Origin of the sequence: Pantoea agglomerans, from assembly GCF_020149765.1 — a bacterium.
In the GTDB taxonomy this organism is placed as follows: Bacteria; Pseudomonadota; Gammaproteobacteria; order Enterobacterales; family Enterobacteriaceae; genus Pantoea; species Pantoea alvi.
The window spans coordinates 2,069,942-2,095,903 of the sequence record NZ_CP083809.1 but is presented as its reverse complement, the minus strand read 5'-3'; the positions used below and the strand labels follow the sequence as shown (position 1 = coordinate 2,095,903).

General features: G+C 51.9%; 32 protein-coding genes. 31 read left to right on the top strand and 1 reads right to left on the bottom strand.

What is annotated here, in order from left to right; all coding sequences use genetic code 11:
• Nucleotides 1–84: 84 nt before the first annotated feature.
• From LB453_RS12665 to LB453_RS12515, 31 genes are all read left to right on the top strand, one after another.
• Nucleotides 85–438, top strand: coding sequence for a phage holin, lambda family (locus tag LB453_RS12665; protein ID WP_103795713.1), 354 nt, complete (start codon nt 85–87; stop codon nt 436–438).
• The gene (locus LB453_RS12660) at nt 422–1,054 is read left to right on the top strand and encodes a glycoside hydrolase family 19 protein (RefSeq protein ID WP_103795714.1); all 633 of its coding nucleotides are present in this window, start codon (nt 422–424) and stop codon (nt 1,052–1,054) included. The genes LB453_RS12665 and LB453_RS12660 overlap by 17 nt, the downstream gene beginning before the upstream one ends.
• Nucleotides 1,042–1,497 (top strand): Rz lytic protein, encoded by a 456-nt coding sequence (locus LB453_RS12655; protein ID WP_103795715.1) that lies wholly within the window; start codon nt 1,042–1,044, stop codon nt 1,495–1,497. The genes LB453_RS12660 and LB453_RS12655 overlap by 13 nt, the downstream gene beginning before the upstream one ends.
• 237 nt (nt 1,498–1,734) lie before the next feature.
• Nucleotides 1,735–2,493, top strand: a complete 759-nt coding sequence (locus LB453_RS12650; RefSeq protein WP_103795716.1) for a serine/threonine protein kinase — start codon at nt 1,735–1,737, stop codon at nt 2,491–2,493.
• Nucleotides 2,490–3,227 (top strand): PP2C family protein-serine/threonine phosphatase, encoded by a 738-nt coding sequence (locus LB453_RS12645; protein ID WP_103795717.1) that lies wholly within the window; start codon nt 2,490–2,492, stop codon nt 3,225–3,227. The genes LB453_RS12650 and LB453_RS12645 overlap by 4 nt, the downstream gene beginning before the upstream one ends.
• A 374-nt stretch (nt 3,228–3,601) precedes the next feature.
• Nucleotides 3,602–3,826: a hypothetical protein gene (locus LB453_RS12640; protein ID WP_224481427.1), complete on the top strand. Its 225-nt coding sequence runs from the start codon at nt 3,602–3,604 to the stop codon at nt 3,824–3,826.
• Nucleotides 3,827–3,864: 38 nt separating this feature from the next.
• Nucleotides 3,865–4,215, top strand: coding sequence for an HNH endonuclease (locus tag LB453_RS12635; RefSeq protein ID WP_103795719.1), 351 nt, complete (start codon nt 3,865–3,867; stop codon nt 4,213–4,215).
• Nucleotides 4,216–4,628: 413 nt separating this feature from the next.
• Entirely contained in the window at nt 4,629–5,126 is a 498-nt protein-coding gene (locus LB453_RS12630; protein ID WP_103795721.1) for a phage terminase small subunit P27 family, read from the top strand.
• A gap of 3 nt (nt 5,127–5,129) precedes the next feature.
• Nucleotides 5,130–6,860 (top strand): terminase large subunit, encoded by a 1,731-nt coding sequence (locus LB453_RS12625; RefSeq protein WP_103795722.1) that lies wholly within the window; start codon nt 5,130–5,132, stop codon nt 6,858–6,860.
• Entirely contained in the window at nt 6,860–8,164 is a 1,305-nt protein-coding gene (locus LB453_RS12620; protein WP_103795723.1) for a phage portal protein, read from the top strand. Before LB453_RS12625 ends, LB453_RS12620 begins: the two co-directional genes overlap by 1 nt.
• Nucleotides 8,165–8,175: 11 nt before the next feature.
• Nucleotides 8,176–9,021: a head maturation protease, ClpP-related gene (locus tag LB453_RS12615; protein WP_103795724.1), complete on the top strand. Its 846-nt coding sequence runs from the start codon at nt 8,176–8,178 to the stop codon at nt 9,019–9,021.
• Nucleotides 9,022–9,033: 12 nt separating this feature from the next.
• Nucleotides 9,034–10,251, top strand: coding sequence for a phage major capsid protein (locus tag LB453_RS12610; protein ID WP_224481426.1), 1,218 nt, complete (start codon nt 9,034–9,036; stop codon nt 10,249–10,251).
• Between the two features lie 45 nt (nt 10,252–10,296).
• Nucleotides 10,297–10,482, top strand: coding sequence for a hypothetical protein (locus LB453_RS12605; protein WP_103795726.1), 186 nt, complete (start codon nt 10,297–10,299; stop codon nt 10,480–10,482).
• Between the two features lie 9 nt (nt 10,483–10,491).
• Complete coding sequence (locus tag LB453_RS12600; RefSeq protein ID WP_103795727.1) at nt 10,492–10,818, top strand: head-tail connector protein; 327 nt, start codon at nt 10,492–10,494, stop codon at nt 10,816–10,818.
• Between the two features lie 11 nt (nt 10,819–10,829).
• Complete coding sequence (locus tag LB453_RS12595) at nt 10,830–11,156, top strand: phage head closure protein (protein ID WP_224481425.1); 327 nt, start codon at nt 10,830–10,832, stop codon at nt 11,154–11,156.
• Complete coding sequence (locus tag LB453_RS12590; RefSeq protein ID WP_103795729.1) at nt 11,153–11,602, top strand: HK97-gp10 family putative phage morphogenesis protein; 450 nt, start codon at nt 11,153–11,155, stop codon at nt 11,600–11,602. The genes LB453_RS12595 and LB453_RS12590 overlap by 4 nt, the downstream gene beginning before the upstream one ends.
• Nucleotides 11,599–11,928, top strand: a complete 330-nt coding sequence (locus LB453_RS12585) for a DUF3168 domain-containing protein (RefSeq protein ID WP_103795730.1) — start codon at nt 11,599–11,601, stop codon at nt 11,926–11,928. Before LB453_RS12590 ends, LB453_RS12585 begins: the two co-directional genes overlap by 4 nt.
• A 47-nt stretch (nt 11,929–11,975) precedes the next feature.
• Nucleotides 11,976–12,431, top strand: coding sequence for a phage tail tube protein (locus LB453_RS12580; protein WP_103795895.1), 456 nt, complete (start codon nt 11,976–11,978; stop codon nt 12,429–12,431).
• Nucleotides 12,432–12,479: 48 nt separating this feature from the next.
• Nucleotides 12,480–12,872, top strand: a complete 393-nt coding sequence (locus LB453_RS12575; RefSeq protein ID WP_103795731.1) for a phage tail assembly chaperone — start codon at nt 12,480–12,482, stop codon at nt 12,870–12,872.
• A 23-nt stretch (nt 12,873–12,895) separates the two neighbouring features.
• Nucleotides 12,896–13,165 (top strand): DUF4035 domain-containing protein, encoded by a 270-nt coding sequence (locus tag LB453_RS12570; RefSeq protein ID WP_103795732.1) that lies wholly within the window; start codon nt 12,896–12,898, stop codon nt 13,163–13,165.
• A gap of 22 nt (nt 13,166–13,187) precedes the next feature.
• Nucleotides 13,188–16,466 carry a phage tail tape measure protein gene (locus LB453_RS12565; protein ID WP_103795733.1) on the top strand — a complete coding sequence of 1,093 codons (3,279 nt, stop codon included), beginning with the start codon at nt 13,188–13,190 and terminating at the stop codon, nt 16,464–16,466.
• A 3-nt stretch (nt 16,467–16,469) separates the two neighbouring features.
• Nucleotides 16,470–16,811 carry a phage tail protein gene (locus LB453_RS12560; RefSeq protein WP_103795734.1) on the top strand — a complete coding sequence of 114 codons (342 nt, stop codon included), beginning with the start codon at nt 16,470–16,472 and terminating at the stop codon, nt 16,809–16,811.
• Nucleotides 16,812–16,861: 50 nt separating this feature from the next.
• Nucleotides 16,862–17,599, top strand: a complete 738-nt coding sequence (locus LB453_RS12555) for a phage minor tail protein L (RefSeq protein ID WP_103795735.1) — start codon at nt 16,862–16,864, stop codon at nt 17,597–17,599.
• Between the two features lie 2 nt (nt 17,600–17,601).
• Nucleotides 17,602–18,321, top strand: coding sequence for a C40 family peptidase (locus LB453_RS12550; RefSeq protein ID WP_103795736.1), 720 nt, complete (start codon nt 17,602–17,604; stop codon nt 18,319–18,321).
• Complete coding sequence (locus tag LB453_RS12545; RefSeq protein WP_103795737.1) at nt 18,314–18,928, top strand: tail assembly protein; 615 nt, start codon at nt 18,314–18,316, stop codon at nt 18,926–18,928. The genes LB453_RS12550 and LB453_RS12545 overlap by 8 nt, the downstream gene beginning before the upstream one ends.
• Before the next feature lie 52 nt (nt 18,929–18,980).
• Nucleotides 18,981–22,208, top strand: coding sequence for a host specificity protein J (locus LB453_RS12540; protein ID WP_103795738.1), 3,228 nt, complete (start codon nt 18,981–18,983; stop codon nt 22,206–22,208).
• A gap of 311 nt (nt 22,209–22,519) precedes the next feature.
• A complete protein-coding gene (locus LB453_RS12535; RefSeq protein ID WP_103795739.1) occupies nt 22,520–23,170 on the top strand; it encodes a hypothetical protein in 651 nt (216 codons plus the stop codon).
• Between the two features lie 111 nt (nt 23,171–23,281).
• A complete protein-coding gene (locus LB453_RS12530) occupies nt 23,282–23,536 on the top strand; it encodes a TonB family protein (protein ID WP_224481424.1) in 255 nt (84 codons plus the stop codon).
• A gap of 61 nt (nt 23,537–23,597) precedes the next feature.
• Nucleotides 23,598–24,938 carry a hypothetical protein gene (locus LB453_RS12525; RefSeq protein WP_103795741.1) on the top strand — a complete coding sequence of 447 codons (1,341 nt, stop codon included), beginning with the start codon at nt 23,598–23,600 and terminating at the stop codon, nt 24,936–24,938.
• Between the two features lie 217 nt (nt 24,939–25,155).
• On the top strand, nt 25,156–25,395 hold the full coding sequence (locus LB453_RS12520; protein ID WP_103795742.1) for a hypothetical protein: 240 nt from the start codon (nt 25,156–25,158) through the stop codon (nt 25,393–25,395).
• A complete protein-coding gene (locus tag LB453_RS12515) occupies nt 25,395–25,715 on the top strand; it encodes a hypothetical protein (protein WP_146053820.1) in 321 nt (106 codons plus the stop codon). Before LB453_RS12520 ends, LB453_RS12515 begins: the two co-directional genes overlap by 1 nt.
• 32 nt (nt 25,716–25,747) lie before the next feature.
• Here the strand turns inward: LB453_RS12515 and pqqA are convergent, their stop codons facing one another.
• Nucleotides 25,748–25,819, bottom strand: a complete 72-nt coding sequence (pqqA, locus tag LB453_RS12510) for a pyrroloquinoline quinone precursor peptide PqqA (RefSeq protein ID WP_010617686.1) — start codon at nt 25,817–25,819, stop codon at nt 25,748–25,750.
• Between the last annotated feature and the right edge of the window lie 143 nt (nt 25,820–25,962).

Below are 25,962 nucleotides of genomic sequence, written 5' to 3'. Positions count from 1 at the left end.
GCTGAACCTTAACCGATGTGGCTGAGGCGCATTTCTCTTTGACTACGAACGGCACCGACCTATTGGGAGGTGAGGATGAAACGCATGCCAGAAAAAGACCCAGGCTTCTGGGCAAGCCTTCTTGCCTGGCTGTACGCCCACAAAAACGAATCCGGCTATGCAGGCCTGGCGGGAGTGATGGCTATTCTGCGCGCGTCGTGGATTGGCAAAGACACATGGCCCCGTCGTCTGCTCGATGCCGCGATGTGCAGCGTCTTTGCTTTCTTCCTTCAGCCGACGCTGCAGGTAATCGGATCGGTCTTTAACTGGAACTTCAGCGACGACACCACGCGTGTGGTTGCGGTGTTTCTAGGTTTTCTCGGCGTGGACTGGCTTTCATCAAAGCTGCGCAGGCTGATAGACAAGCGCTTAGGGGATACCAATGCTGACACCCAGTGATTTCCAGCGTGCTACTGGCGTATCTAATGCTGTTCGTGATGCATGGTTCCCGCATTTAGCGGCGAGCATGGCGGCGTTCGGCATCACAACGCCAATGAGGCAGGCTCATTTCCTCGCGCAGACTGGCCATGAGTCCGCAGGCTTCACAAAAGTAGAAGAGGGGCTGAACTACAGCGAGACAGCGCTGCTGGCAACTTTCAAGCGGCGGATAACCCCCCAGCAGGCTAAAGCCTATAGCCGTAATGAGGCGCACCCGGCAAACCAAAAGATGATCGCCAACATCGTTTACGCCAACCGTAACGGCAATGGCGATGTGAGTTCTGGTGACGGCTACCGCTATCGAGGGCGTGGATTAATCCAGATTACCGGTAAAGCCAATTACGCGGCGCTGGTGAAGCAGTTAGGCGTAGATATCGTTGCGTACCCTGACCGGCTGGCAGGGAATATGCTCGCGGCAATGTCGGCTGGCGCCTGGTGGAAGAATAACGGTCTGAATGAACTGGCTGACTCTGATGATGTTACCCGCATCACCAGAATCATCAACGGTGGCATTAACGGTCTGGACGACAGGAAATCCCGCTTAACTAAAGCTAAGGGGATTCTATGCTCAACGTAATCAGCTTCATCCGAAATTATTCTCATCTCATCATCATCGGCCTTATCTGCGTTTGTCTGTGGGGTCTCAATGCCCGCAATTCGCAGCTGAGCGCCACTAATGACCGGTTGGAAAAGCTTTCGAACAGCAAAGACGAACAGATTAACGATCTGCGCTCGAAGAATGACGATCTGGCCGGTAGCGTGAACGACCTGGTGAAAGCGGTAAATCAGCAAAACTCCGTGATGAGCCAAGTAGCTGAACAGCGCGCCGTGACAGCGCAGCAGAACCGGAAGCTTCAGAATGAAATTAAGCGTTACCTCGCGGCAGACAAATGCGCTGTTGCTCCTGTCCCTGCTGATGCTGTTGACCGGCTGCGGGATGCAGCAAAAACCGCTGGTGGAGTACCGGACAATCAAAGCGCCACGGTTAAGCCTTCCGACAGAACTCATAAGCCTGATTAAAGCGCCAGTGCCTGCCGAGCGCATGTCTTTCGGTGATAGTGTAATCCTCAACGCAGAGCTTTACAGCATCGTGGGGCAATGCAACCTTGACAGAGCGGCCATCAGAGCTATCGATAGTAGTAGGTAAAAAAAATAGCTACTAATTTCTTGTCTTAAGACATAGGAATTTTGATAAAGTCATAGAGAAATTTTGTAAATGATTGTAGCTTAGTGCTCACTGGAAAAATTTTTGGCGTGATGCTTATGGAACAGTGTGGCAACTATCTAATTGAACCTGTTGGGGTGATTGGCAGAGGAGGGTTTGGTTGCGTCGAAAAGATCAACCTTTACAACATGTATCAGGGGTTTTGCGGTTCTTTTGCAAGAAAAATTTTCTCCCCAGTCGATGAATCTTGTAGAGAAGAGTTTCTAAGAAGGTTTAAAAGAGAAGTAAATTATCAAGCTTTATGCTCTAACTCTTATATAGTCCCTGTTGTTTTACACAGTTTACAGGGAGATAGGCCCTATTTTGTTATGAGCCTTGCAGATAGCGATCTAACTCATGATTTGAGGGCAGGCTGGATGAGCCCTCTTCAGAAGTTGGAAGCAGTACGCATGGTTCTGACAGGGATACATTATCTTCATTGCTTAAAATATTACCATAGGGACATAAAGCCGTCGAACGTGCTCAGGTTTAGTGATGGCACTTACAAAGTATCTGATTTTGGTTTAGTGAAAAACGCTGACGCTGGTGCAGAATCAGAATTACTTACCAAAGTGGCTAGAGGTATGGGTACAGAGAAGTACGCTGCGCCCGAAGTATATGCAGGTGTCTATTCAGAAAGGACCGACATCTATGCTCTAGGCGTTTTGATTGAGGATATGAATATGTCGGACATTCCGGGTGTGCAGGAGCTTATAAATAAAAGCACCATGAGACGTCCAGCAGACAGGTATCAGATTGTTGAGCAGATGATCATGCATATTAACAAGATAATCGAAGGGGTGAGCAAATGATCAAGCTTATCTCTGCTGGAGCTTTTTCTAAGCCCAAAGACAAAAGCAGGGCAAACCAAGACTCAATTTTACCACCCTTAGCAATTGAAAATGGTATATTATTCGCTATTGCTGATGGTGTTGGGTCCTATGAAGGCTCTGGTCTTGCATCATCATTAGCCATTAAGAAATTGAAAGAGTTGATCGAAAGTAATTTTTTAATTGAAACTCATGCTGTCTTCAAAAGTATTAAAGAAACGATCAACGACATATCACTAAACCAATTGAGCCTTGAGCAGTCTGCTACTACGTTAACTTATTGCCATGTATTTGACGAAAAAATTATGGTTGGACATGTCGGAGATTGTCGGCTTTATATAAAAAGCGGCAGTAAATATTTACAAATTACCAAGGATCATACTCAGCATCAAAAATTGTTAGATGAAAAGCTCTTTACCAAAGCAGAGCTTAAAAAGATGTCTGGTAAAAACACTCTTACTTCGGCTATTTCAAAGGGAGTTCCCCTTGATGTACAAGAAGTTAGTCTATCGTTGGTTGATTATGCAGATGAAAATGGCTTGGTTAATTTAGTTGTGATGTCAGATGGAGCTCACCACTATTGGCATCAACGACCAACATTCTCTGAAAAAACAATGATAAACCCTCTATCTTTCTGCAGTAGTTTGTTAAAGAGGATTGAAAGAGGCGGTCCTGTAGATGACTATTCATTGATAGCAATACAAATTAAAATCTAGTACTTAACCGCCTCCGGGCGGTTTTTTATTGGAGTAAATATGTCATATCAAACCGAACAGCAGCGCCAGCGCGAGGAAGAGGATCGCCGCCGCCGTCACCAAAGCAATACCGGTTCAAGCAGTGATCTGATGAACACTCTTAACCCCATTAGCCCGATTTACGTTGGTAACGACTACAGCAGCTCAAGCAGCTCTGATTCATGCAGTGGCGGCTACGACTCTGGCAGTTCGTCAGATAGCGGTGGTAGCTGCGGCTCAGACTGATTGTTATTACAAAGCTCATCTGCTGGTGGGCTTGATAATGGTTAATTTTTCTTCACTAAGAATTATCTTAGCGGTAATCTATAGCCTCCATTAATGAACAGGAGGTTGTGATGCTAGAGAACTATTTTTTCAGCAAAAGTGGCTTTGAAACTGATGAAAGTCAAAAGCGTGAAAGGGCGGTGTCAGCAGCATTAGAAATCGCCAGAGCATCAGCCGCAGCCACGACGCAAAGGGCAAGAGGCGATAAAGTTGAAGATGATCTGAAGTTTGCTGCGCAAGGAATAGCAGCATTAGCCGATGCAATACAAAATGCGCTAAAACCTAAAAAAGTTTGAAATTAACCGCCTCCGGGCGGTTTTTTATTGGAGTTGGTATGCCATCAGCAATTCCTCGCGCATGCCGAAAGCTTGGCTGCGGTAAGACAACAACAGACCGTTCTGGCTACTGTGATGATCATCGCAATGAAGGATGGCAGCAGCACCAACGCGGGCAGAGCCGGCACCAGCGCGGCTACGGTAGTAAGTGGGATGTTATTCGCATGCGCATCCTGAAGCGTGATCGTCACATCTGCCAGGAATGCCTGCGCAACGGGAAGCCGGTCCCTGCCTCTACGGTTGACCACGTCACACCAAAAGCACACAGCGGCACCGATGTAGACAGTAACCTTCAGGCGCTGTGCTGGCCGTGCCATAAGCGCAAGACAGCAACGGAGAGAAACCGATGAGCCATTCACACTGTACTTATTGCGGATCGCAAAAGCATACCTTGGCGAACTGCCCAAATACTTGGGGTGGTTCAGCTCGACGAGCTAACTTGCGATGCGGTAATTGCGGGAAGCCTGGACACAACTCAAGTGCGTGTCCTCATAACGCGAGCAGTGGGCGGCGCCGCATGCTGAACGATGACTTTCACCTCGATTGATACCAACTTGAAACAATATCGTGTGCAAGCACAGCATCAATGGTAACGATTCTCAAATACATCAGAAGTTGAGACTAATTATCATTTGCAGGGGCGGGTTGAGAGTTCAGAGCTTTGGGCCTAAAGGACCGCCGCCTAACCTTTTTTCACACCGCCGCAGGTTAGAAAACTTTTTTTTGGGGTCCCCCAACCAGTAATTAATAGGAGTTTTCGATTATGCCAGGACCGCCGAAAACCCCGACTCATCTGGCTTTGGTGAAGGGGAACCCATCCAAACGGGCAGTAAATAAAAAAGAGCCAAAACCTCCTTCTGGGGTACCCCCAATTCCTAAGCATTTCGACAAGATGGGGAAGTACTGGTTTAAGCGAATCGGCGAAGAGCTTGATGCGGTCGGAGTAATGACAACTCTCGATGGCAAAGCGCTTGAGCTGTTGATCGAGGCTTACACCGAGTACCGCCAACACTGCGATACGCTAGAGCGGGAAGGCTATACCTATGCCGTTTACAGCGAGGAGGAGCCGGACGAAGGGAAAGAGCGGGAAATCAGGATGATTAAACCGCACCCGGCAGCAGTGATGAAGGCTGACGCATGGAAACGCATCAGAGCAATGCTCGCTGAATTCGGCATGACCCCGGCCAGCCGATCTAAGGTTGGTGCTAAAGGCCCGGCTGAGGCCGATCCTCTGGAAGAATTTCTTAAAAAGCGCAAATGATGAATGGCAACCGTTCAAGCTGGTATCCAGTACGCCGAGCGCGTGCTGTCTGGCGAGATTGTTGCTGGCGAACTGGTGCGCCTGGCGTGTCAGCGATTCCTCAATGATTTAGAGCATGGGCCGGAACGCGGTATCTACTTCAGTGAGGACCGCGCTCAGCACATTCTCGACTTTTATAATTTTGTTCCGCACGTCAAAGGTGCGCTGGCTGGTAAGCCGATAGAGCTGATGCCTTGGCACATCTTCATCCTGATAAATCTGTTTGGCTTCATTATCCCTCTGATTGATGAAGCAACGGGTGAGCCGGTGCTGGATGATGACGGTGATCCGGTTATGGTTCGCCGGTTTCGCACCGCTTATAACGAAGTGGCGCGTAAGAACGCTAAATCGACCGTCTCGTCTGGTATCGGTCTCTACATGACTGGTGCGGACGGTGAGGGCGGTGCAGAAGTTTACTCAGCCGCAACGACCCGCGATCAGGCGCGCATCGTCTTTGATGATGCCAAGAACATGATTAAGAAAGCGCCCCGCACGCTGGGGCGGCTTTTTGGTCACGTCAAACTGAACATTCACCAGGAGAGAACGGCATCGAAGTTTGAGCCGCTTTCCAGTGATGCCAATAACCTCGACGGCCTGAACATTCACTGCGGCATAGTCGATGAGCTGCATGCTCACCGCACCCGTGATGTGTGGGACGTCCTAGAAACAGCAACGGGCGCGCGTCTTCAATCGCTGCTTTTCGCCATCACCACGGCGGGCACGAATAAAGAAGGTATCTGCTTCGAGCAACGTGATTACGCCATTAAGGTTTTGCGCGGCGTGGTGGACGATGACACATATTTTGCTGTCATTTACACCCTGGACGAAGACGACGATCCCTTTGACGAAGCGAACTGGCCGAAAGCAAATCCCGGCCTCGGTGTCTGTAAGCGCTGGGATGACATGCGCCGCCTGGCGAAAAAGGCGAAAGAGCAGGTAGCCGCGCGTCCGAACTTCTTCACAAAGCACCTTAATATCTGGGTAACAGCTGAAAGCGCCTGGATGGACATGGATCGCTGGGCGAAGATGACGCCCACCGCCGAAGAGGCACAGCGCAAGGGCTGGCCACTTTGGGTTGGCGTGGACCTCGCGAACAAAATTGATATCTGTGCGGCTGTTAAAACATGGCGTGACCCGACAGGAGAAACGCACATGCAGCCTCGCTTCTGGCTCCCAGAAGGACGTATTGAGACGGCACCTAACCATATTGCTGAGCTGTACCGCAAATGGGCAGACGCCGGTTACCTTGAGCTTACTGATGGGGATGTTATCGACCATGGAGTGATCAAGGCGGAAATAGTTGAATGGGTTAAAGGGGAGAACATCAAGGAGATCGCTTTCGACCCATGGAGCGCATTGCAATTTAGCCTGGCGTTAGCCGAAGAGGGCCTGCCACTGGTGGAGGTACCGCAGACGGTTAAAAACCTGTCTGAGTCCATGAAGTCAGTTCAGGCAGAGATATACGGCAATAAATTCCATCACGACGGGAATCCCGTCATGACCTGGATGATGTCGAATATCACCGTCAAGCCTGACAAAAACGACAATATCTTTCCTAACAAATCCACGCCGGAAAACAAAATTGACGGACCGGTTGCATTGTTCACTGCCAAGAGCCGACTTCTGGTAAATGGCGGCGGCGATGCACAGGACCTGAGCGGCTTCTTTGAAAATCCGATAATGATAGGTTTCTGATGAAAAAGAATAAGCAGCCTGGCAAGGTCAAAAGCGCCTTGCTTAACTGGCTCGGTGTCCCTATCAGCCTGACGACCGGGACATTCTGGGAGGAATGGTTAGGCATGAGCAGCAGCGGAAAGGTGGTATCGGCTGATAAAGCGATCCACCTTTCTGCCGTCTGGGCCTGCGTCAGACTTCTGAGCGAGTCGGTTTCAACCCTGCCGCTTAAAATTTACGCGCGGCAGGCGGACGGGTCACGTAAGCCAGCAACGGATCATCCCGTCTATCAGGTGTTATGCCGGCGACCAAATCTGGAAATGACGCCTTCGAGATTCATGCTGATGCTGGTGGCGAGCATCTGCCTGCGTGGCAATGCCTTCATCGAAAAAAAGATGATAGGCAGCAAGCTCGTTTCGCTCGTTCCGCTGCTACCACAGAATATGGTAGTGAAGCGCCTAGAAAATGGCCGGCTCGAATACACCTATACCGAAAACGGACAGAAGCGAGTTATTCCTGAAAAGAACCTGATGCATATTCGCGGGTTTGGTCTTGATGGCGTCTGCGGAATGATGCCAATGAGGGAAGGCCGCGACGTTATCGGGGCGGCCATGGCCGTCGAAGAATCAGCAGCAAAAATATTTGAAAACGGTCTGCAAAGTTCCGGCTTTTTGTCCGCTGAACAGGCGCTGGACGCAGAGCAGCGCGAACGGCTGCGCGGCTACATGCAGGCGTTTACCGGTTCCAAAAATGCCGGAAAGATTATGGTCCTGGAAGGCGGACTGAAGTATCAGAACGTTACGATGAACCCTGAAGCGGCGCAGATGCTGGAATCGCGTGCGTTCAGCATTGAAGAAATTTGCCGCTGGTTCCGCGTGCCTGCTTTCATGGTAGGACATGCGGATAAGCAAAGCAGTTGGGCTTCCAGCGTTGAAGGAATGAACCTGCAGTTCCTGACTAACACGCTGCGCCCGCTGCTGGTGAATATTGAGCAAGAGATTTCCCGCTGCCTTCTGGACGGTGACGATGACTTGTTTGCTGAATTCTCTGTTGAAGGACTGTTGCGCGCAGACAGCGCCGGGCGATCTGCGTATTACACGACCGCGCTGCAAAATGGATGGATGTCTCGTAATGACGTCCGGCGTCTGGAGAATATGCCGCCGATTGAAGGTGGTGATCTCTACACCGTGCAGCTCAACCTGACGCCGCTGGAGGACCTGAAGCAAAACAGCAAGGCAGCGCAGGCGGCAAACCTTCTCAAAGTCCATAACTTCGTTTTTCCTGATATTCCGTTCGAACAATCCCCGCTGAAACAGGCGGCCTAGGAGCTATTCCCATGACACTGAAAAGCCTTCCGGCAGCGCCGGCGGGGCGGCCTTCTGCGCTCTCAAAACGGGACCTGCCGTCTGCCGCTATGGAACGCTGGAACGGCGGCATCAAAGCTGCCAAGTCCGATGACAACAGCATTTCTATTTTTGACGTAATCGGCGCGGATTACTGGGGAGAAGGCGTAACGGCCAGCCGCATCGCTGGTGCGCTGCGTTCGCTCAACGGGGCTGACGTGACGGTCAATGTCAACTCGCCGGGTGGCGATATGTTCGAAGGCCTGGCGATTTATAACCTGCTGCGCGAATACGAAGGAAAAGTAACGGTGAAGGTGCTGGGTCTTGCGGCTTCAGCGGCTTCCATCATTGCGATGGCCGGGGACGATATTCAGATCGGGCGCGGCGCGTTCCTGATGATCCACAACTGCTGGGTGTATGCGATGGGTAATCGCCATGACCTGGCGCAAATCGCGTCGGACATGGAGCCTTTCGACAAGGCTATGGGCGATATCTACTCGGTGCGAACCGGCCTCAGCAAAGAGGAGGTCGCCGCGATGATGGACGGAGAAACCTATATCGGCGGCAGTGATGCAGTTGATAAAGGTTTTGCCGATCGCCTGCTTTCCGCTGACGAAATTTCTGACGACGACGACAGCCCTGAGGCGGCGCTGCGCAAGCTCGATGCGCTGCTGGCTAAGACTGATACCCCGCGTTCTGAGCGGCGCAAACTGTTAAAAGCTTTATCCGGCAGCAAGCCAGGCGCTGCTGCCACTCCAGATGGTATGCCGGGCGCTACCGAAGAAATTAACCCTGACAATCTCAAACAACTTGAAGACGCCCTGGCGGCGTTCGGCTAATAAGGAAAGACCATGTCTGAAGTTAACGATTTACTGAAAAAAGTTTCGGCAAAGCTGGAAGAAGTTTCCGGCACTTTCAGCCAAAAGGCTGAAGATGCGCTGAAAGAGGCAAAAAGCTCTGGTCAGCTTTCTGCTCAGACCAAAGAGGCGGTAGACAAAATTGCTACTGAGTTCAATGCACTCACCGAAGCGAATAAGGCTCTGAAAGCTTCTCTGGGCGAGCTGGAACAGCACGTTGCTAATATGCCGCTCAACAACGCTAAAAAAGTTGTCGAAACGGTTGGTCAGGTAGTGATCAGCAATGAAGCTCTTAAAACCTTCGCTGCCAGTGTTGAAGGCGGCAAACGCGTCAGTGTTCCGGTCAACGCCGCACTACTTTCCGCCGATGTTGCTGATGGCGTGGTTGAACCACAGCGTCTGCCGGGCATCGACACAGCGCCTAAACAGCGGCTTTTTATTCTCGACCTGATCGCGCCAGGCCGTACCGCATCGCCGGCCATCTTCTGGGTGCAGCAGACCGGTTTCACCAATGCCGCGGCTGTAGTGCCTGAAGGCACGGCGAAGCCGTACAGCAATATTGAATTTGCTACCAAAATAACGCCGGTGACCACCATTGCGCACATGTTCAAAGCATCGAAGCAGATTCTGGATGACTTCGCGCAGTTGCAGTCAACGGTTGATGCCGAAATGCGCTATGGCCTGAAAAACGTCGAAGAGCAGGAAATCCTGTTTGGTGACGGCACCGGCGCGCATCTGCACGGCATCGTGCCGCAGGCAACCGCATACGCCGCCGCGTTCAGCGTTGAACAGCAGAACGGTATTGATGATCTGCGCCTGGCAATGCTGCAGGCGCAGCTGGCGCGCTTCCCGGCGTCCGGCCATGTTCTGCACTTCATCGACTGGGCGAAAATCGAGCTGACTAAAGACACGTTGGGCCGCTATATACTTGCGAACCCGTCAGCGCTGACCGGTCCGACGCTGTGGGGCCTGCCAGTTGTGGCCACCGAAGCAGCAGCGTTCCAGGGCAAGTTCCTGACGGGTGCTTTCAACGCAGCCGCGCAGTTGTTCGACCGTGAAGATGCCAACGTAGTGATCTCCACCGAGAACGCCGACGACTTCGAGAAAAACATGATTTCGATTCGTTGCGAAGAGCGTCTGGCTCTGGCCGTTAAGCGCCCCGAAGCGTTTATTTACGGCACCTTCACCGCACCGGCTCCTGCTGGCGCGTAATTCCTGACAGCGGCCTGCGGGCCGCTTTTCTTTTGAGGAAACGCCATGAAACTGCGATCAATCAAACCCATCTATCACAAGGGCGAAGTGCTGACCGAAGGCACAGAATTTGAAACGCTGGAACAGCACGGGCGCGAGTTGGTTGAAAGGGGTTACGCCGAAGACCCGTCTGTGAAAAAACCTGAAAGCGGCGCTGACAAAGAGCCAAAGGCCAAAGCAAAGGCAAAGTAAGGGGTTTTTATGCTGACCGTCGATCAGGTTAAGCATCACTGCAATATTGAGCAGGATTTTACAGAGGATGACGACTGGATCGAGGCACGCATCAAAGCGGCGGCGCGGTATGTGGAAAATTATACACGCCGTACGCTCTTTGAATCCGCCAACGACCCGCTTTATCTGGCAAATCCTGATCGCCTGCTGTATGGCGAAGATATAGAAACCGCCATGCTGATGCTTATAGCGCACTGGTACAACAACCGAGAAGCGGTGGCGACTGGCATCAGTGCGACCACGCTAGATTTTGCCGTTGAAGCTTTCCTTCAGCCCTACAGGATTTATGGCGTATGAGAGCAGGACCCATGCGTTACCGCGTGACGCTTCAAAAGCCCGCTTCCGGGCGCTTGCCGTCTGGTCAGCCGGCAACCGGCTGGACAGATGTGAAAAGCATACGCGCCGCCATATCTGATGTCTCAGGCCGCGAGTTGCTTAATTCTGGAGCTGAGTTAGCTGGCACCACGTCCCGTATCTGGTTGCGTCGCATTGCTGGCGTCACGATCACATCCGGGTGGCGACTTGTGCATAACCCACCAACGGGTGAAGGTGAGATTTACGACATTAAATCAGTAACGCGTGCCGAGAACGGCACCCGGCTTGAGCTGATGTGCGAAAAGGGGGTTAAGCAATGATTTCGACGAATCTGGATTTCTCCGGGCTAAACGATATTGCAAAAGACCTTGAGGCACTCAGCAAGGCGGAAAGCAACAAGGTTTTGCGAGACGCAACGCGTGCCGGGGCTGAGGTGCTGAAAGAGGAAGTTGTTGCCAAAGCGCCAGTAAAAACCGGAAAGCTGAAGCGAAACGTAGTTGTCATGACTCAGAAGGCACGCCGTCGCGGTGATATTTCTTCTGGCGTCCATATTCGTGGCGTTAATCCCGGAACAGGTAACAGCGATTCGTCGATGAAGGCTGGAAACCCGAAGAATGCTTTCTACTGGCGCTTTGTTGAAATGGGTACGTCAAAAATGCCCGCGCATCCCTTTGTCCGACCTGCGTTTGATGTCCGTCAGGAAGAGGCGACTCAGGCGGCGCTGGCGAGAATGAACCAAGCAATTGATGAGGTATTGTCAAAATGACAGAGGCCGACATCTATCCGCTGATTAGCAATATTGCAGGCGGAAACGTTTTTCCGTATGTCGCGCCATCTGGAACAGCGGCGCCCTGGATTGTTTTTCTGCTTCCCTCTGGCACAGACAGCGATGTCTTTTGTGGACAGGCTGAAACGGCTAGCACGCTGCAGATCGATGCATGGGCACAATCTATTGATGAGGCGCGCAGTCTGCGTGAAGAAATACGCGCAGCGCTTGCGTCGCTCAACCCCGTCTCCCTTAACGAAATGAATGATTACGAGCCTGATACCTCTCTTTACCGGGCAACGCTCGAAGTTCAACTCTGGGATTAACCCATGAATGCCGCCTCCGGGCGGTTTTTTATTATTTGGAGATCACCATGTCCTCAAAGTACGAGAAAACGCAGGGAACGAAAATTAATGTCTCTGCTGATGCAGCGACCGAAGCGAACCCGACCGGTGCAACCTGGCAAAGCATCAACTGCTCAACTAAAGAGCTGAGCTATACGGGCGGGCAAAAATCTGACATCGAAACGACTACGTTGTGCTCTACCGAGCAGGAGATGACGAACGGCCTGGCGGCTCCGGGTGAGGTCACTGTTTCCGGGAACTGGTCAGCAGATGAAGAGGGGCAAAATACCCTTCGAACCGCTTATGACACGGACGCGTTACACGCATTCCAGGTAATTTTCCCGTCTGGTAACGGCTATGCCTTCCTGGCTGAAGTGCGCCAGAACAGCTGGAGCATCTCAACTGCTGGAGTGGTAACGGCATCCTTTACTCTTCGCGTTAAAGGCAAGCCGGTTCCGATCGTACCGGCACCAGCTGCAGCCTAATAACAGCGGCGAAAGCCGCTTTTCCTGAATATAAATCGAGAAAATGAAATGGCAAAAACGGCATTACAGAATTCCTTACGCGCGCTGGCGCTGGCCCCGATGGCAGGGTTTCGAAGCAAAATTATCTCAGTCCCTGAATGGGAAAATGCCAAAGTAAAACTGCGAGAGCCGTCTGGGCAGGCCTGGCTCGAATGGCAGCAGATTATTAATCCAAATCCTGAAGGCGAGCCGGAAAAGCTGACCGCTGCGGAGCGCGCGCTGCGAAACAAAAACGCAGACGTAGTGCTGTTTATCGATGTGCTGCTGAACGAGGATGACTCACCCGTTTTTAAAGCCGAGGATAAGCCGCTTATTGAAAACATTTACGGACCGGTACATGCCCGTCTGCTCAAGCAGGCGCTCGATCTGAGCACGTCACAGGCTGACGCAGAAGCAAAGTAAGACAGCCCGGCACATTCTTCCTGATGACTCTGGCCCTTCGTCTTGGGCGGACTTTGCATGAGCTTAAATCGTCACTCACGGCCAGCGAGCTGCGCATGTGGATCGAGTATGACCGCCTTAATCCTGTCAGCGATCGACGCGGGGACATACAGGCAGCTCAGATTGCTACAGCCATCCTGAATTCGCAGGGCGCAAAAGTGAAAATGGAAGATGTGCTGCTTCAGTGGCAGGAACCTGATCCGGTTGAGGAATCCAGCGGGCTGGAAGATTTCTTTGCTGCGCTAGCCGGATAGCGCAGCCCTTACAGGGTGACTTATGGCTACGCTGCGTGAACTTATCATTAAAATTTCGGCGAACTCCACTTCATTCCAGTCCGAAATTGCGCGAGCGTCGCGCATGGGGTCTGATTATTACAAAACCATGGAGCAAGGCGGGCGAAAAGCCTCAGCTGCCACGCGAGAAACTCAGCGAGCCCTGGCTGATCTCAATTCTCAGCTGTCGTCAGTTCGTGAGCGTGCAGCAGGTATGGCTGGGGCATTTGCCGGCGCTTTTGCGACCAGCCAGCTGGTCCACTATGCCGATACATGGAACCAGCTAAGCGGTCGCCTGCGACTTGCCTCTACCTCCGCAGAGGATTTCACCCGATCGCAGCAGACGCTGATGTCTATCAGCCAGCGCACCGGAACGTCATTTGAGGCGAACGCGAATCTGTACAGCCGCATTGCCTCATCTCTGCGGGACGCCGGCTATGCATCGGCTGACGTCGCCAAAGTTACAGAGACCGTGGCCACCTCGCTTAAGCTGTCAGGTGCGAGCACCGAGGAGGCCAGTTCCGTTATTACCCAGTTGAGCCAGGCGCTGGGTTCAGGCGTGCTGCGCGGCGAGGAATTCAACGCCATTATGGAAAGTGGCGGCAGGCTGGCCAAGTTCCTTGCGGATGGTCTGGGAACCACCATTGGTGGCCTGCGTAACATGGCAAACAACGGCGAGCTGACCACAGATAAGATCGTGCCGCTCCTGACCAATGTCGACCAGTTGCGGAAAGAGTTCGATACGCTGCCAGCTTCAATCAGCGGCTCTGCGCAGAAAGTAGAAAACGCATTCATGGCATGGGTGGGTGGCGCTAACAACGCCGTCGGAGCCTCGTCATCCCTTTCAGGCGTGCTCGATGGCCTGGCAAAGAATATCGACACGGTGGCGAACGCTGCTGGCGTGCTGGTCGGGCTGGGTGTCGCCCGCTATTTCGGCAACATGGTCACTGGTGTTGCCAGCGCCACGGCCTCTGTCATTTCCACTACTGCTGCTGAGGTGGCTCTAGCAGAAGCCCAGTTGCGCGGTACTCAGGTAAGCGTCGCAACAGCCCGGCAGGCCGTATATCGTGCTCAGCAGGCACGTGCAGCAGCCGCTGGCATTGAGGCGCAGATTGCAGCTGAGCGTCAGCTTGCTGTCGCTCAGGCACAGTTGAACACCTCAATTACGGCCCGCTCATCTGCAGCCGGACGACTTACCGAAACAGCCTCTGTAATGTCTCGCATTGGCAGTGGGGTTCTGGGGCTGCTCGGTGGATGGCCTGGCGTGATTATTGCCGCCGGCACGGCCATGTACGGCGTATATCAGCATACGCAGCAGGTACATCAGGAGGCAGTGGCTTTCTCTGACAATCTGGACGCTATTAACAGCAAGCTCAATCAGATGTCAGTCGCCGGATTGCGTTCTACGTCAGCTGATGCGCGCGGTTCGCTGACAGCGCAGAAAAAAGACCTTGCCGATATCGATGAGCAAATCCGGCAAACACGCGACAGCTTGGCAGCCATGCAGAGCATGGAAAAGCAGTATGACGAGCATCCATGGCTGGCTCGAATTAACAACCTCATGACTGTTGAGGAGCTTACCCAGCGGCAGCAAGAAGCAACCGACCAGCTTAACAAGCTGGAATATCAACGTGAGCAGGCTGCTTCAAAGGTCGAAGCAACCCAGAAACTGGTAAACGATGCCAGCGATCTGGCCACTAAAAAGGCCATCGAGCAGGCTGGCGCCGTAGCAATTTTGAAAGGTGCTTATGATCTGCTGAATCGTTCGATGAGTGCTACGGGTGGTGCCACGCCTCCTCAGTATGCTGGTCCGGTTGTATCACTGGCTAAAGCTACACCTCAGCAGGCTACAGCCCTGGAGAAAGCCCGCCGCGATAACGAGCTGGCAAGCCTGTCAGGGTTGCAGAAACTGCATCGGCAGTATGAGTATGAAGCCGACGATTTGAAACTTACTGGCGCACTCTATACGCAGTACGTTTACAACAAGGACCAGGCTGCTAAAAAGGATGCCGAAGCAGCCCAGGCAAAAAAAGATGGCACTGCGGCGACCAATGCACAGAAAAAGGCCGAGCGCGAAGCGGCTTCTGTTGCTGAGCAGTACGCGCGGAAAATGGCCGATCTCAGCGTGGCGGTGGAAGTGCAAAAGGTCCGAGCCACCGAAGGTGAAAAGGCATCTGAGCTTTATGCCGCCTCACATCAGGCCGGGACGAAATGGACTGAGGAGCAGCGCAAGGCTATCAGGGCATCATCAACTGAACTGGAGAAATGGACCCAAAAAGCTGACGAAAATGTGCGAAAACAACGCGAGCAGATTGAAGCACTGAAAGACCTACGCGACGCAGCTCGTAAGTATCAGGACGATGCAACCTTGATCTCATCCACTGCAGGTATGGGAGACCGGAAGCGCGAGCGGTTCAACGAGCAACAGCAGGTGGATCGTGTGTTTGATAAAAGCGACAAGGGCGCTGAGGCCGTGGCGGCCCGAACAGCAGCAATCGACGCTTTGGATAGGAAATATCAGGAAACAGCCGCTGCCGAAGCGAACTGGCTCAATGGGGTTTCACGAGGTTATGAAAACTGGCTTGCAAATACCAGCAACATCGCTGGCACGGTTTCGCAGGGAATTACCTCTACTATGGATAGCGCGCTGGATAACATGTCGGCGATGCTGGTAGGGAGTAAGGCCGACTGGAAGAGCTGGGGTCTTTCTGTTCTTCAGATGATATCGAAAGTCGCGCTGCAAATGGCGATCGTCAATGCCATGGGCAGCAGCAGTTCTTCTTTCGGGAGCATCCTGGGTTCAGTTATCAGTAGCGCTGGTGGCGCTGCAGCTGGCGCTGCCGGCGGCACTACCGGCGCAATGGGGCTATCAACGAGCTTCAGCGCATATGACGAAGGTGGATTCACCGGTTCAGGAGGGAAATTTCAGCCCGCTGGCGTTGTTCACAAAGGGGAGTTTGTCTTTACCAAAGAGGCCACGGAACGTATAGGGGTTGCCAACCTTTACAGCATGATGCGGGGATATGCGAATGGAGGTGTTGTCAATGGGGGTTCAGGGACGCCTGCCTTTTCTTCCGGCGTGAACAGAGCATCAGGTACTGGCGTAGCCTCAATAAGCATTAATGCACCTATCAGTATTGTTCAGGGGGGCGGAACCGGGGAGACAACAACAGCGAACACTACCGACGCAGCGCGCCAGCTGCAGGGGATGATGAACAAAACAATCAATGACTGGGCGAAGCAGCAAGCGAACCCTGGTGGCTTGCTGTATCGGGGAGGATAACTGATGGCTATAGCCGAATTTGGCTGGTGCGTGAGAACTGGCGCTACTGAAGAACTCGATGTAACGACCATGCAGGCTCAGTTTGGCGATGGTTATAAGCAGGTGGCGGCAGCAGGCATCAACAGCGTTCGCGAATCATGGCCCGTATCCTGCAGCGGGAGCAAAGACGAAATGGCCACGGTCAGGGCATTTTTGAAAGCGCACGTGACCTCATCCTGCTGGTGGGTTAATCCGTGGGGCGAGCGGAAATTATACCGTATTAAAGCCGATTCAATTCGTCCGAGCTTTATCAATGGCAATTTTGTGGAGATTGCTTTCACATTTGAGCAGGCTTTCGCGCCGTGACATGTCACGGATTAACAGGGCGCTTTGCGCCCTTTTTTATTGGGTGAAATATGAGTTTTTCTCAGGACGTTCAGGCGCTGGAGCCGGGCGGAGTAGTGCAGCTAATTGAAATTGATGGCACTGCATTCGGCCTGGACACCATATTACGCTTTCATGCCTATAACCTGCCAACGGATGGCTGGGCTTCATTCGCCGCGGATAATCTTCCGTCCATCATCTGGCAAGGCAACGAGTATGAACCGTATCCGTATGAACTCAGCGGGATGGAGATGTCCAGTACTGGTTCTCAGCCGACGCCAAAGCTTTCAGTAGGAAACGTAGGTAACTACGTTACTGCGCTATGCCTTCAGTTCGACGATCTGGTGAAAGCGAAAGTCAGAATACGCACCACGATGACGAAATATCTGGATGCGGCAAACTGGACAGCAGGAAACCCGAACGCTAACCCGCAGGAAGAGCGGGTGCAGCTGTTTTATGTCAACGCGAAGACGGCAGAAACCCGCTCGCAGGTGGATTTTGAACTCTGTTCGCCGTTCGATATTCAGAGCCTGCAGTTACCGTCAAGGCAGATAACGCCGGTCTGCACCTGGTGCATGCGCGGCTGGTATCGAACTGGTACAGGGTGCGACTACAACGGTACAAATTACTTTATCAAAGACGGCACGCCTACAACTGACCCGTCGAAAGACGTGTGCGGTGGCCGTATGGCGGATTGCAAAGCGCGGTTCGGCGAAGACCAGCCCTTGTCATTCGGAGGCTTCCCGGCTGCCAATCTACAGGGGAAATAGCAATGCGCAAAAAAATCATGGCGGCCATTACCCAGCATGTAGCCGCAGAGTACCCGAAAGAGGCCTGTGGACTGGTGGTGCAGATTGGCCGCGCTCAGGAATATGTTCCCTGTACCAACGCGTCAGATAATCCGACAGAGCATTTTTCGATTCCGCCTGAAGAAAAACGCGCAGCGGAAAGTCGGGGGACTATCCTGATGGTTGTTCACTCTCACCCTGATGTTCCCCAGCTTATACCATCCGAAATGGACCGCGTGCAGTGCGATTACTCCGGCGTTGAGTGGGGCATCATGTCATGGCCAGACGGCGATTTCTGCACAATCAGCCCGCGCGGGGATCGTGAACTGGTTGGCCGGCCGTGGGTGCTGGGATATGCCGACTGCTGGACGCTCATCATCGACTACTACCGGCAAGAACACGGCATCACCCTCAATAACTGGTCTGTCGATTACGAGTGGTGGACAGATGGCAAAGAAAGCCGCTACGACGATAACTGGCAGGCTGAAGGATTTGTTGAAGTGCCAGCATCCGAGATGCGCGAAGGGGATATGATCATGATGCAAATTCAAGCGCCAGTCACCAATCACGCAGCCATTTACCTGGGCAACAATCAGATTCTTCACCACAACTCAGGCAATCTTTCTACCCGCGTTCCCTACGGGGACTACTGGCGGAACAGGACCGTGCGAATTGTACGCAGAAAGGAGCTAATGGATGCTTAAAACAATGCGCCTCAAGGGGCTTTTAGGTAAAAAATTCGGGCGCGTTCACCAGTATCACGTCGCCGATTTACGCGAACTCATCCGAGCGATGTGCTCGCAGGTGCCCGGCTTTAAGAAATACGTTTCGAATGCCCACCTGAACGGCGTCCGCTTCGCGTTTTTCAGCGGTAAAGAGAATATCGGCCTGCAGGAGTTTGACATGTCATCTGCTGCAACAGAATTTGAAATGGAGCCGGTTCTGGAAGGTTCGAAGCGCGGTGGCGTCCTGCAGATCGTAATCGGTGCCGTTGCACTCGTTGCCGCCTACTTTACGGCTGGTGCATCGCTCACTGCTATCGGCCTAAGCGCCACGGCGGCAACCGGCGTAACAACCGCTCTAACCGGACTGGGGCTCAGTATGATGCTGGGCGGCGTTGTCCAGATGCTGACCCCTCAGCCTAAATATAACGTCGGAGCATCATCGAGCACGGACAATAAGCCTAACTATGCCTTTGGCGCGCCTGTGAACACGGTAGCAATGGGTTATCCCGTTCCGCTTCTTTACGGCACGCGCGAAATAGGCGGCGCCATCATCAGCGCGGGCAGCTTTACCAGCGATCAGCAGTAGTCATCATCAGGCAGACAGGCCACCTCCGGGTGGCTTTTTTTATGGGTAAAATATGCGACTTCTCAGCGGCGAAACTATTTTTCACGGAAATAAAGGCGGTGGCGGCAGCGCTCACACCCCGACAGAGCAGGCGGACGATCTTCTCTCCATTGCTAAACTGAAAATGCTGCTGGCCATCTCAGAAGGTGAGATTCAGGGCGATCTAACCGCGCAGCAGATTTACCTGAATGATACCCAGCTTGCCAATGATGACGGCACCTATAACTTTACCGGCGTGATCTGGGACTGGCGCAAGGGTACGCAGGACCAGACCTATATTCAGGGCATGCCAGAGGTGGATAACGAGCTGTCTGTGGGCGTGACGGTTACACAGTCAGTGCCCTGGACGCGGCAGTACACCAATCTTTCTCTCGATGCTGTACGCATTAAGCTGAGCCTGCCGGCGCAGTATGCCTATAAGGACAATGGCGACATGGTGGGTACGGTCACGCAATACGCTGTCGACCTTTCCACCGATGGCGGCTCGTGGGTGACAGTTGTCGATGGCAGGTTTGACGGCAAAACCACATCTGAATACCAGCGCGATCATCGTATAGATCTGCCTGACGCGACCTCTGGATGGGCTATCCGGGTACGCCGCATTACTGCCGACTCATCTTCAGCAAAGCTGGTTAACGCCTTCAAGGTTTTCTCTTTCGCCGAAGTCATCGACAGCAAGCTGCGCTATCCAAATACCGCGCTGCTGTATGTTGAGGTGGATGCCAGCCAGTTTAACGGCAGTGCGCCAAAAATCACCTGTAAGCCGAAGGGCAAGCTGGTACGCGTACCAAATACATATGACCCGGTAAGCCGAACTTATGGCAGTAACTGGCAAGGGGAATTTAAGTTCGCTTATACCGATAACCCGGCCTGGGTTTTCTATGACCTGGTTCTGGATAAAATTTACGGCATGGGGAACCGCGTCGACGCTTCGATGATCGACAAGTGGGAACTGTACGCTATCGCGCAGTATTGCGACGAGATGGTTTCTAACGGCGCGGGCGGCACAGAGCCGCGATTTACCTGCAACGTGTTTATTCAGAGCCAGCAGGACGCCTATACCGTCCTTAAGGATATCGCTGCCATATTCCGGGGCATCACGTTCTGGGGCAATAGCCAGATTTTCGTTAATGCTGACGTTCCTCAGACTGACGCCAGCGGCAAAATGGATGTCGATTTCGTCTACCATTCTGCCAACGTCATTGACGGTCTTTTCACGTATGCCGGCGGCAGCTATAAAAACCGCTATTCCTCCTGTCAGGTATCATGGTCAGACCCGGTAAACCACTATTCCGACACGGTTGAGGGTGTTTACGATTCTGACCTGGTGCAGCGCTATGACGTCCGGGAAATGTCGCTGACGGCGATCGGCTGTACCTCGCAGAGTGAGGCGCATAGGCGCGGCCGCTGGGCTCTGCTGTCTAACGCCAAAGACGGAACCATTTCATTCGGTACAGGACTGGACGGTTACTTACCGGTTCCGGCAGAAATTATCGGTGTGGCCGACCCATTCAGGGCAGGCCGGCAGAATGGCGGTCGCATCAGTGCTGTTAACGGGCTGACGATAAAGCTGGACCGCGCTATTGATTACAGTGCTGGCGATCGTCTGGTGGTGAATCTGCCAGACGGGACGGCGCAGACGCGAACGATTGCCAGCGTCAGCAGCGATAAACTGTCGGTGACGGTTAACACTTCATTCAGGCTGGCGCCCGTGGCAGGCGCAGTGTGGGCCATCGACAGCGATAACCTCGCTATTCAGTACTATCGCGTCACTTCAATTGCCAGCAACGATGACGGCACCTTTACCGTTTCTGGCGTTCAGCACGATCCGAACAAATATCGCTACATTGATGACGGTGTACGCATTGAACCCGCGCCCATTACCGTCACGCCGATAAGCGTGCTGAAAGCGCCGACGAATATCGCCGTCTCCGAAGTGAGCTATGTCGAACAGGGACTGTCGGTTTCGATAATGCAGGTGACATGGGACAGAGTTGAGGGCGCAATTAGCTACGTAGCGCAGTGGCGTAAGGATAAAGGAGACTGGGTTAACGTCAGCCAGACCAGCGCGCAGGGATTCAGCATCAGCGGTATTTACACGGGCGTTTATGATGTCCGCGTGCGCGCCGTGAATGCAGCAGAGGTTTCTTCGCCATGGGGGTACGCTGATTCAACTTCCCTGACAGGCAAAGCGGGCAAGCCCGGCACGCCGGTAAACCTCATGGCGACTGACAATGTCGTGTGGGCTATCGACGTTACCTGGTCCTTTCCTGAAGGCTCGGGTGATACTGCTTATACCGAAATTCAGGTTGCCACCACTGCAGATGGTCAGAACCCACAATTTCTGGCATACGTGCCTTATCCTGGTGTTGGCTATCAGCACGGGCCAATGCCTGCAGGAGTTCGTCGCTGGTATCGCGCTCGTCTTGTGGATCGAATTGGCAATACGGGAGACTGGACGGCTTTCACGCCCGGCATGTCGAACGTTAACGCAGATGATCTGATCGGTAGCGTGGTAGAAGAGTTTCTTACTTCGCCTGACGGTAAGCAACTGCTCGAGCCGCTCATCACTGACCCGCAAGCTTTGCTACAGAGCATGCTGTCGGAATACGATTCGGTTAATCAGCAGTGGGCGAATTATGGCGATAACCGCGCCGGAATACTGCAGGCCCAAAAAGTAGCTGCTGACGCCCAAAGTTCGGTGGCGCAGCTTGAAACAAATGTCGTAGCCAGTTTCAAAGCGCAAGGAGAGCAAATCAGCGCCAATGAGGCGGCTATACAGCAGAAGTTTACGGCTTACGCTGATGTATCCAGCCCTTCAGCGATTTACACCCTTAAAACCGGCATTCGATATAACGGGACGAATTACGATGCTGGGCTTTCTGTCGCCGCAACGGTAAACGGCAGTGGCGGGGTAGATACCCGTGTCGCGGTAAATGCCAACCAGTTCGTTGTAATGAGCGGTGTAGGTAACAGCCTTTATTCTCCCTTTGTCATCAAAGACGGGCAGGTGCTTATCAGCCAAGGCTTTATTGGTCAGGGCTGGATTAATAACGCCATGATTGGAGATTACATTCAATCAAATAATTTCGTGGCTGGCTCTGTAGGTTGGCGCCTCGATAAGTCGGGGACATTCGAGCGAAACGCGGCAAATGGTTCAGGAAGAGTTATTGACACAGGGGTTCTCAAGCTGATCTACGACGCTAATGGAACTTTGCGAATCAGAGAAGGGCTCTGGTAAGGAGAAAAAATGCCATGCGGTATGCAGTGCTGGGATGCTACAGGGAAATTAGTTATCGACATTGGAGACTATAACACCAGATATTTGGGGAGAACGTCGATAACGCTCCCGGCGAACGCAAATGTGGTTGCTGGCTCTTTCGGCGGACTCACAACGTCAGGAACATTTGCTTCCGTTGTATTGGCATCGAGTTCGAGTTATTTCCAAAATAATAACTTCGCAACCAGAACTTATGACGGCGGCTATCGCGTCTGGCGATTATCCCGAGACTTAACCGCTGTTACATTAACCTTGGATTTATACGCATTCATATGAGCGGCTATCAGATTTTCAATTCTTCAGGCGCATTAGTAATAGATTCAAACTATAAGGGAAGCTATTACCGTGATAATGTGCAATACGGAGGGATTACTGATGTTGGCTATTACAATATTAGTTGTCAACTAGGTAACTCTACGGATATGGGTTTTGTAAGCGGAGGGGTGCCCGATGACGATAACTTGCGATGGTTTAAGCCAAATAACAATGCGAAATTTTTCGCATCTAACCCAGCATGGATGACGGCTAACGCTGGTTTGATGGCCAGGACGCACAGCGGTATGCCAGTGGAGAGCGGCTACAGAGATGTTTTTAATTCATCGGGTGAGCTTATTTGGTCAGCCGTCATGGCCGCAAAAATTCCTCGAATCATTGGTTTCTTTGAAATTCCGGCGAATTACGATCTCGATAGTACGGTTTACTCTCAGGCAATAGGCAATAACACGTGGATTCTTATGAGTTCTTGCCCAAGCGGAAACATATCTGACGACGGGGCGGCTACTGGTTATTCGGGGCTGTTTTTTAGGTTTGCAAATGGAACTCTTCAGTGTCAGTGGGTAAACCAACTTCAGCAAAGCTGGGCGAACACCTTAAAGCCATATGGTTTGCGCATACCTTATGCAATTCTTCCTAATCTAAGCTAAAGGTGATCGTTACGATCAAATAATTAAATTGCACTTTTCAGGCTAACGGTATTCTATGCGCTTATAACTTTTGAGGTGCTTATGTATAAATTCCTTTTTCCTGTTTTTTTTATGTTTGCTATCTTTAATGCCGATGCAAACATTATCAAATATCCTGTTCGAGCTGAAAATCTTCGCATCGATGGCGAAGTTAATGTGCTTTACGACGTTAACAGAAACGGGATGGTAGAGAACATCCGTCTGATCAGTGCGGAACCGCCTGATGTTTTCGATCGTAGCGTACGCAAGCAAATTTCGTACTGGAAGTTTACATCAGGCAAAGCCAAAAAAAACGAGCAGCTAAAAATCATTTTCAAAGCTAATTAAGCCAACATAAATCAACTAACCCGGCCATTGTGCCGGGTTTTTTTATTGCCCGGAGAGAAGCATGTCAGCAGGCACTATTGCACTAACAAACAACTCCGCCGCGGTCAGCGGCACTGGAACTAGTTTTACGACAGAGCTAAAGGTAGGTGATTTCATCGGTGTAATTGCTGGCGGAACGCCTTATACGTTGATCGTAGCAGCCATCGCTTCTAACACTCAGCTGACCCTTGGCGCCGCGTATGCAGGCCCAACCGCAAGCGGTCTGGCATGGAATGCCGTTCCCGCCAGCCTGTTATATGCCGTTACTCAGCAGATCATGAATGACATGGGGACGGCGTTACGGGGCATAAACTCACAGTTGGTGAACTGGCAGAGGATTTACAGCGATGCGTCTTCGGTTACTGTAGAGCGCCCGGATCGAACCACATTCACGGGTCCGAGCTGGGGATACATGGCCAACCAGTATACAAACAAAATTGACAAATCCCAGAACCTAAGCGATCTGGCAGATAAGTCCATCGCGTGGAAAAACCTAATTGATGGCAGGACTGCTGCAACGGCGCGTTCAGATTTGGGATTAAAAAGCCTGGCATTACAGGACCAAATCGACCGAACCGATTTGAATGCAGAGCTTTCAAACAACCTTTTTGCAGCAGGCTCAAGACCAAACACGCAGGGCGCGGGAGTTTTTTACTTTAATAACACTCCTTTTGCTCTCAACGAACAATACGGAACCTGTATTCAGGTAAATAACAGAACTGACACATCCAACGCAGCGGGTTCAGGCATCTGGCAACATTATCTTGCGCTGTGCACCAGCGGTAACATTCTCTATGTGACTAATATTAACGGCATCTATTCTGCACGTAAGCTTTATTCCACATCCAATACCACGACAAACTCAAGCGGTGCGCTTGTTCCTGCGTCGCCGATAGTGCGCATCGTCAATAACCGAGACACATCGAATCGAAGCGACCTTCTGGGTGTCAACAATGAAGAGTACACCTGGGCTACGGTTCGCGGCTTGTGCAATGAAGAATCGAGGGGTTGCACAGTGTCCCGGACCGATACGGGCACCTACCTGATTAAGGGTGCTATTGGCCTGGCTAAAGACCTCTGGTCTGTGATGGACTGCGGCAATGGTCAGGGCCGCATCATTGCGCTGGCAGAAGCAGAGGAAACTACAGAGGGTGTGGTAGTACGCTGCTACAAGCAAAAATACACCCTTTCTGATGATGGCGACCTTAGCGTTGGTAAGGGAGCGCTCATCGATATTCCGGACGAAACGTGGATTGATGTTCGTTTAGAAATGCCAGCTGATTCAGCGTACAACCTGCGCCAGCAGGAGGTAATGATTCAGATGCAGGCTCAAGATCAGGATGAAGGAAATCCCGACGCATAAAAAAGCCTTGGCGACGGGACAGAGGTATACCGGGCCGATCTGAGCTGGCTAAGGAGTAGGCCTTGTTGAATAAAACTTACCCACTCGCGTCTGGTACAGCCATAAACTCCTCGTCTCCAACCTAAGCTTTACAAAAAAAAACGAAACGAAGCGGCTTGCCAAAAACACACCTCAATATTACTGTATTTATATACAGTTATTTTGTGTGAGGGTCACCATGCCACGCGATTATGAGATCACAGCGGCTTTCAAAGAAGCGATTAAGTTAGACGCTAAAAATCGTCGATTAGTCACTACCGAAGACTTTCGAATAGCGCTCGAAAAGTACAATCACCACTGGCCGCTCGAAGAGTGCAACCGGTGGATTAAGCGCTACCAGTCATTTTTCTTTGAACTGGTCACTGATGGGGGCGCCAACAAAACGTGGGCGCTGCGAAACATGGGCTATGTGATCTGATGGGCTTCCAGTCTCCAGCACAAGATTACATTGAGCGCCGACTCACCGTTAACGATCTCATTGTGCATAATCCCGGCTCAACCCTCTTTATCGGGCGAGAAGAGGGGCTTCTGGTGGTAGATAGGTCTGCACGCATAAGCCGTGGTGATAAAATCGCGCTTATGCATGAGGGTGTGTCTCTTGTAGCCAGAACAGGCGAGAACTGTATCATCACGGATGAAGGGCAGCGCATCGCCGGCGAAGAACTGGAAGGTGTGCTTGTGCTCGGAAAGGTAACGTATGAAGTCATGCGTGTGTGGCATGATGACAGCCCAATGTAAAAAAAATGCCCGCACAGTTGCGGGCATCTTCATTAACGGTTAGAAATGTACAGAGTCACTTCCAGACCGAGGCGCAGATCAACAAATTCTGGCTTCTTCCACATAGTAATTCCCTCCTGAAGCGTTAAACACCACTCAATTATACCTCAAAAAGCCAAAGTAAAATGAGTACAGAAATGAGTACATGATTCACCATGACTCATATTAGGTCATCCTGATAAAACGCAGGAAAACTTGATATTAGCCA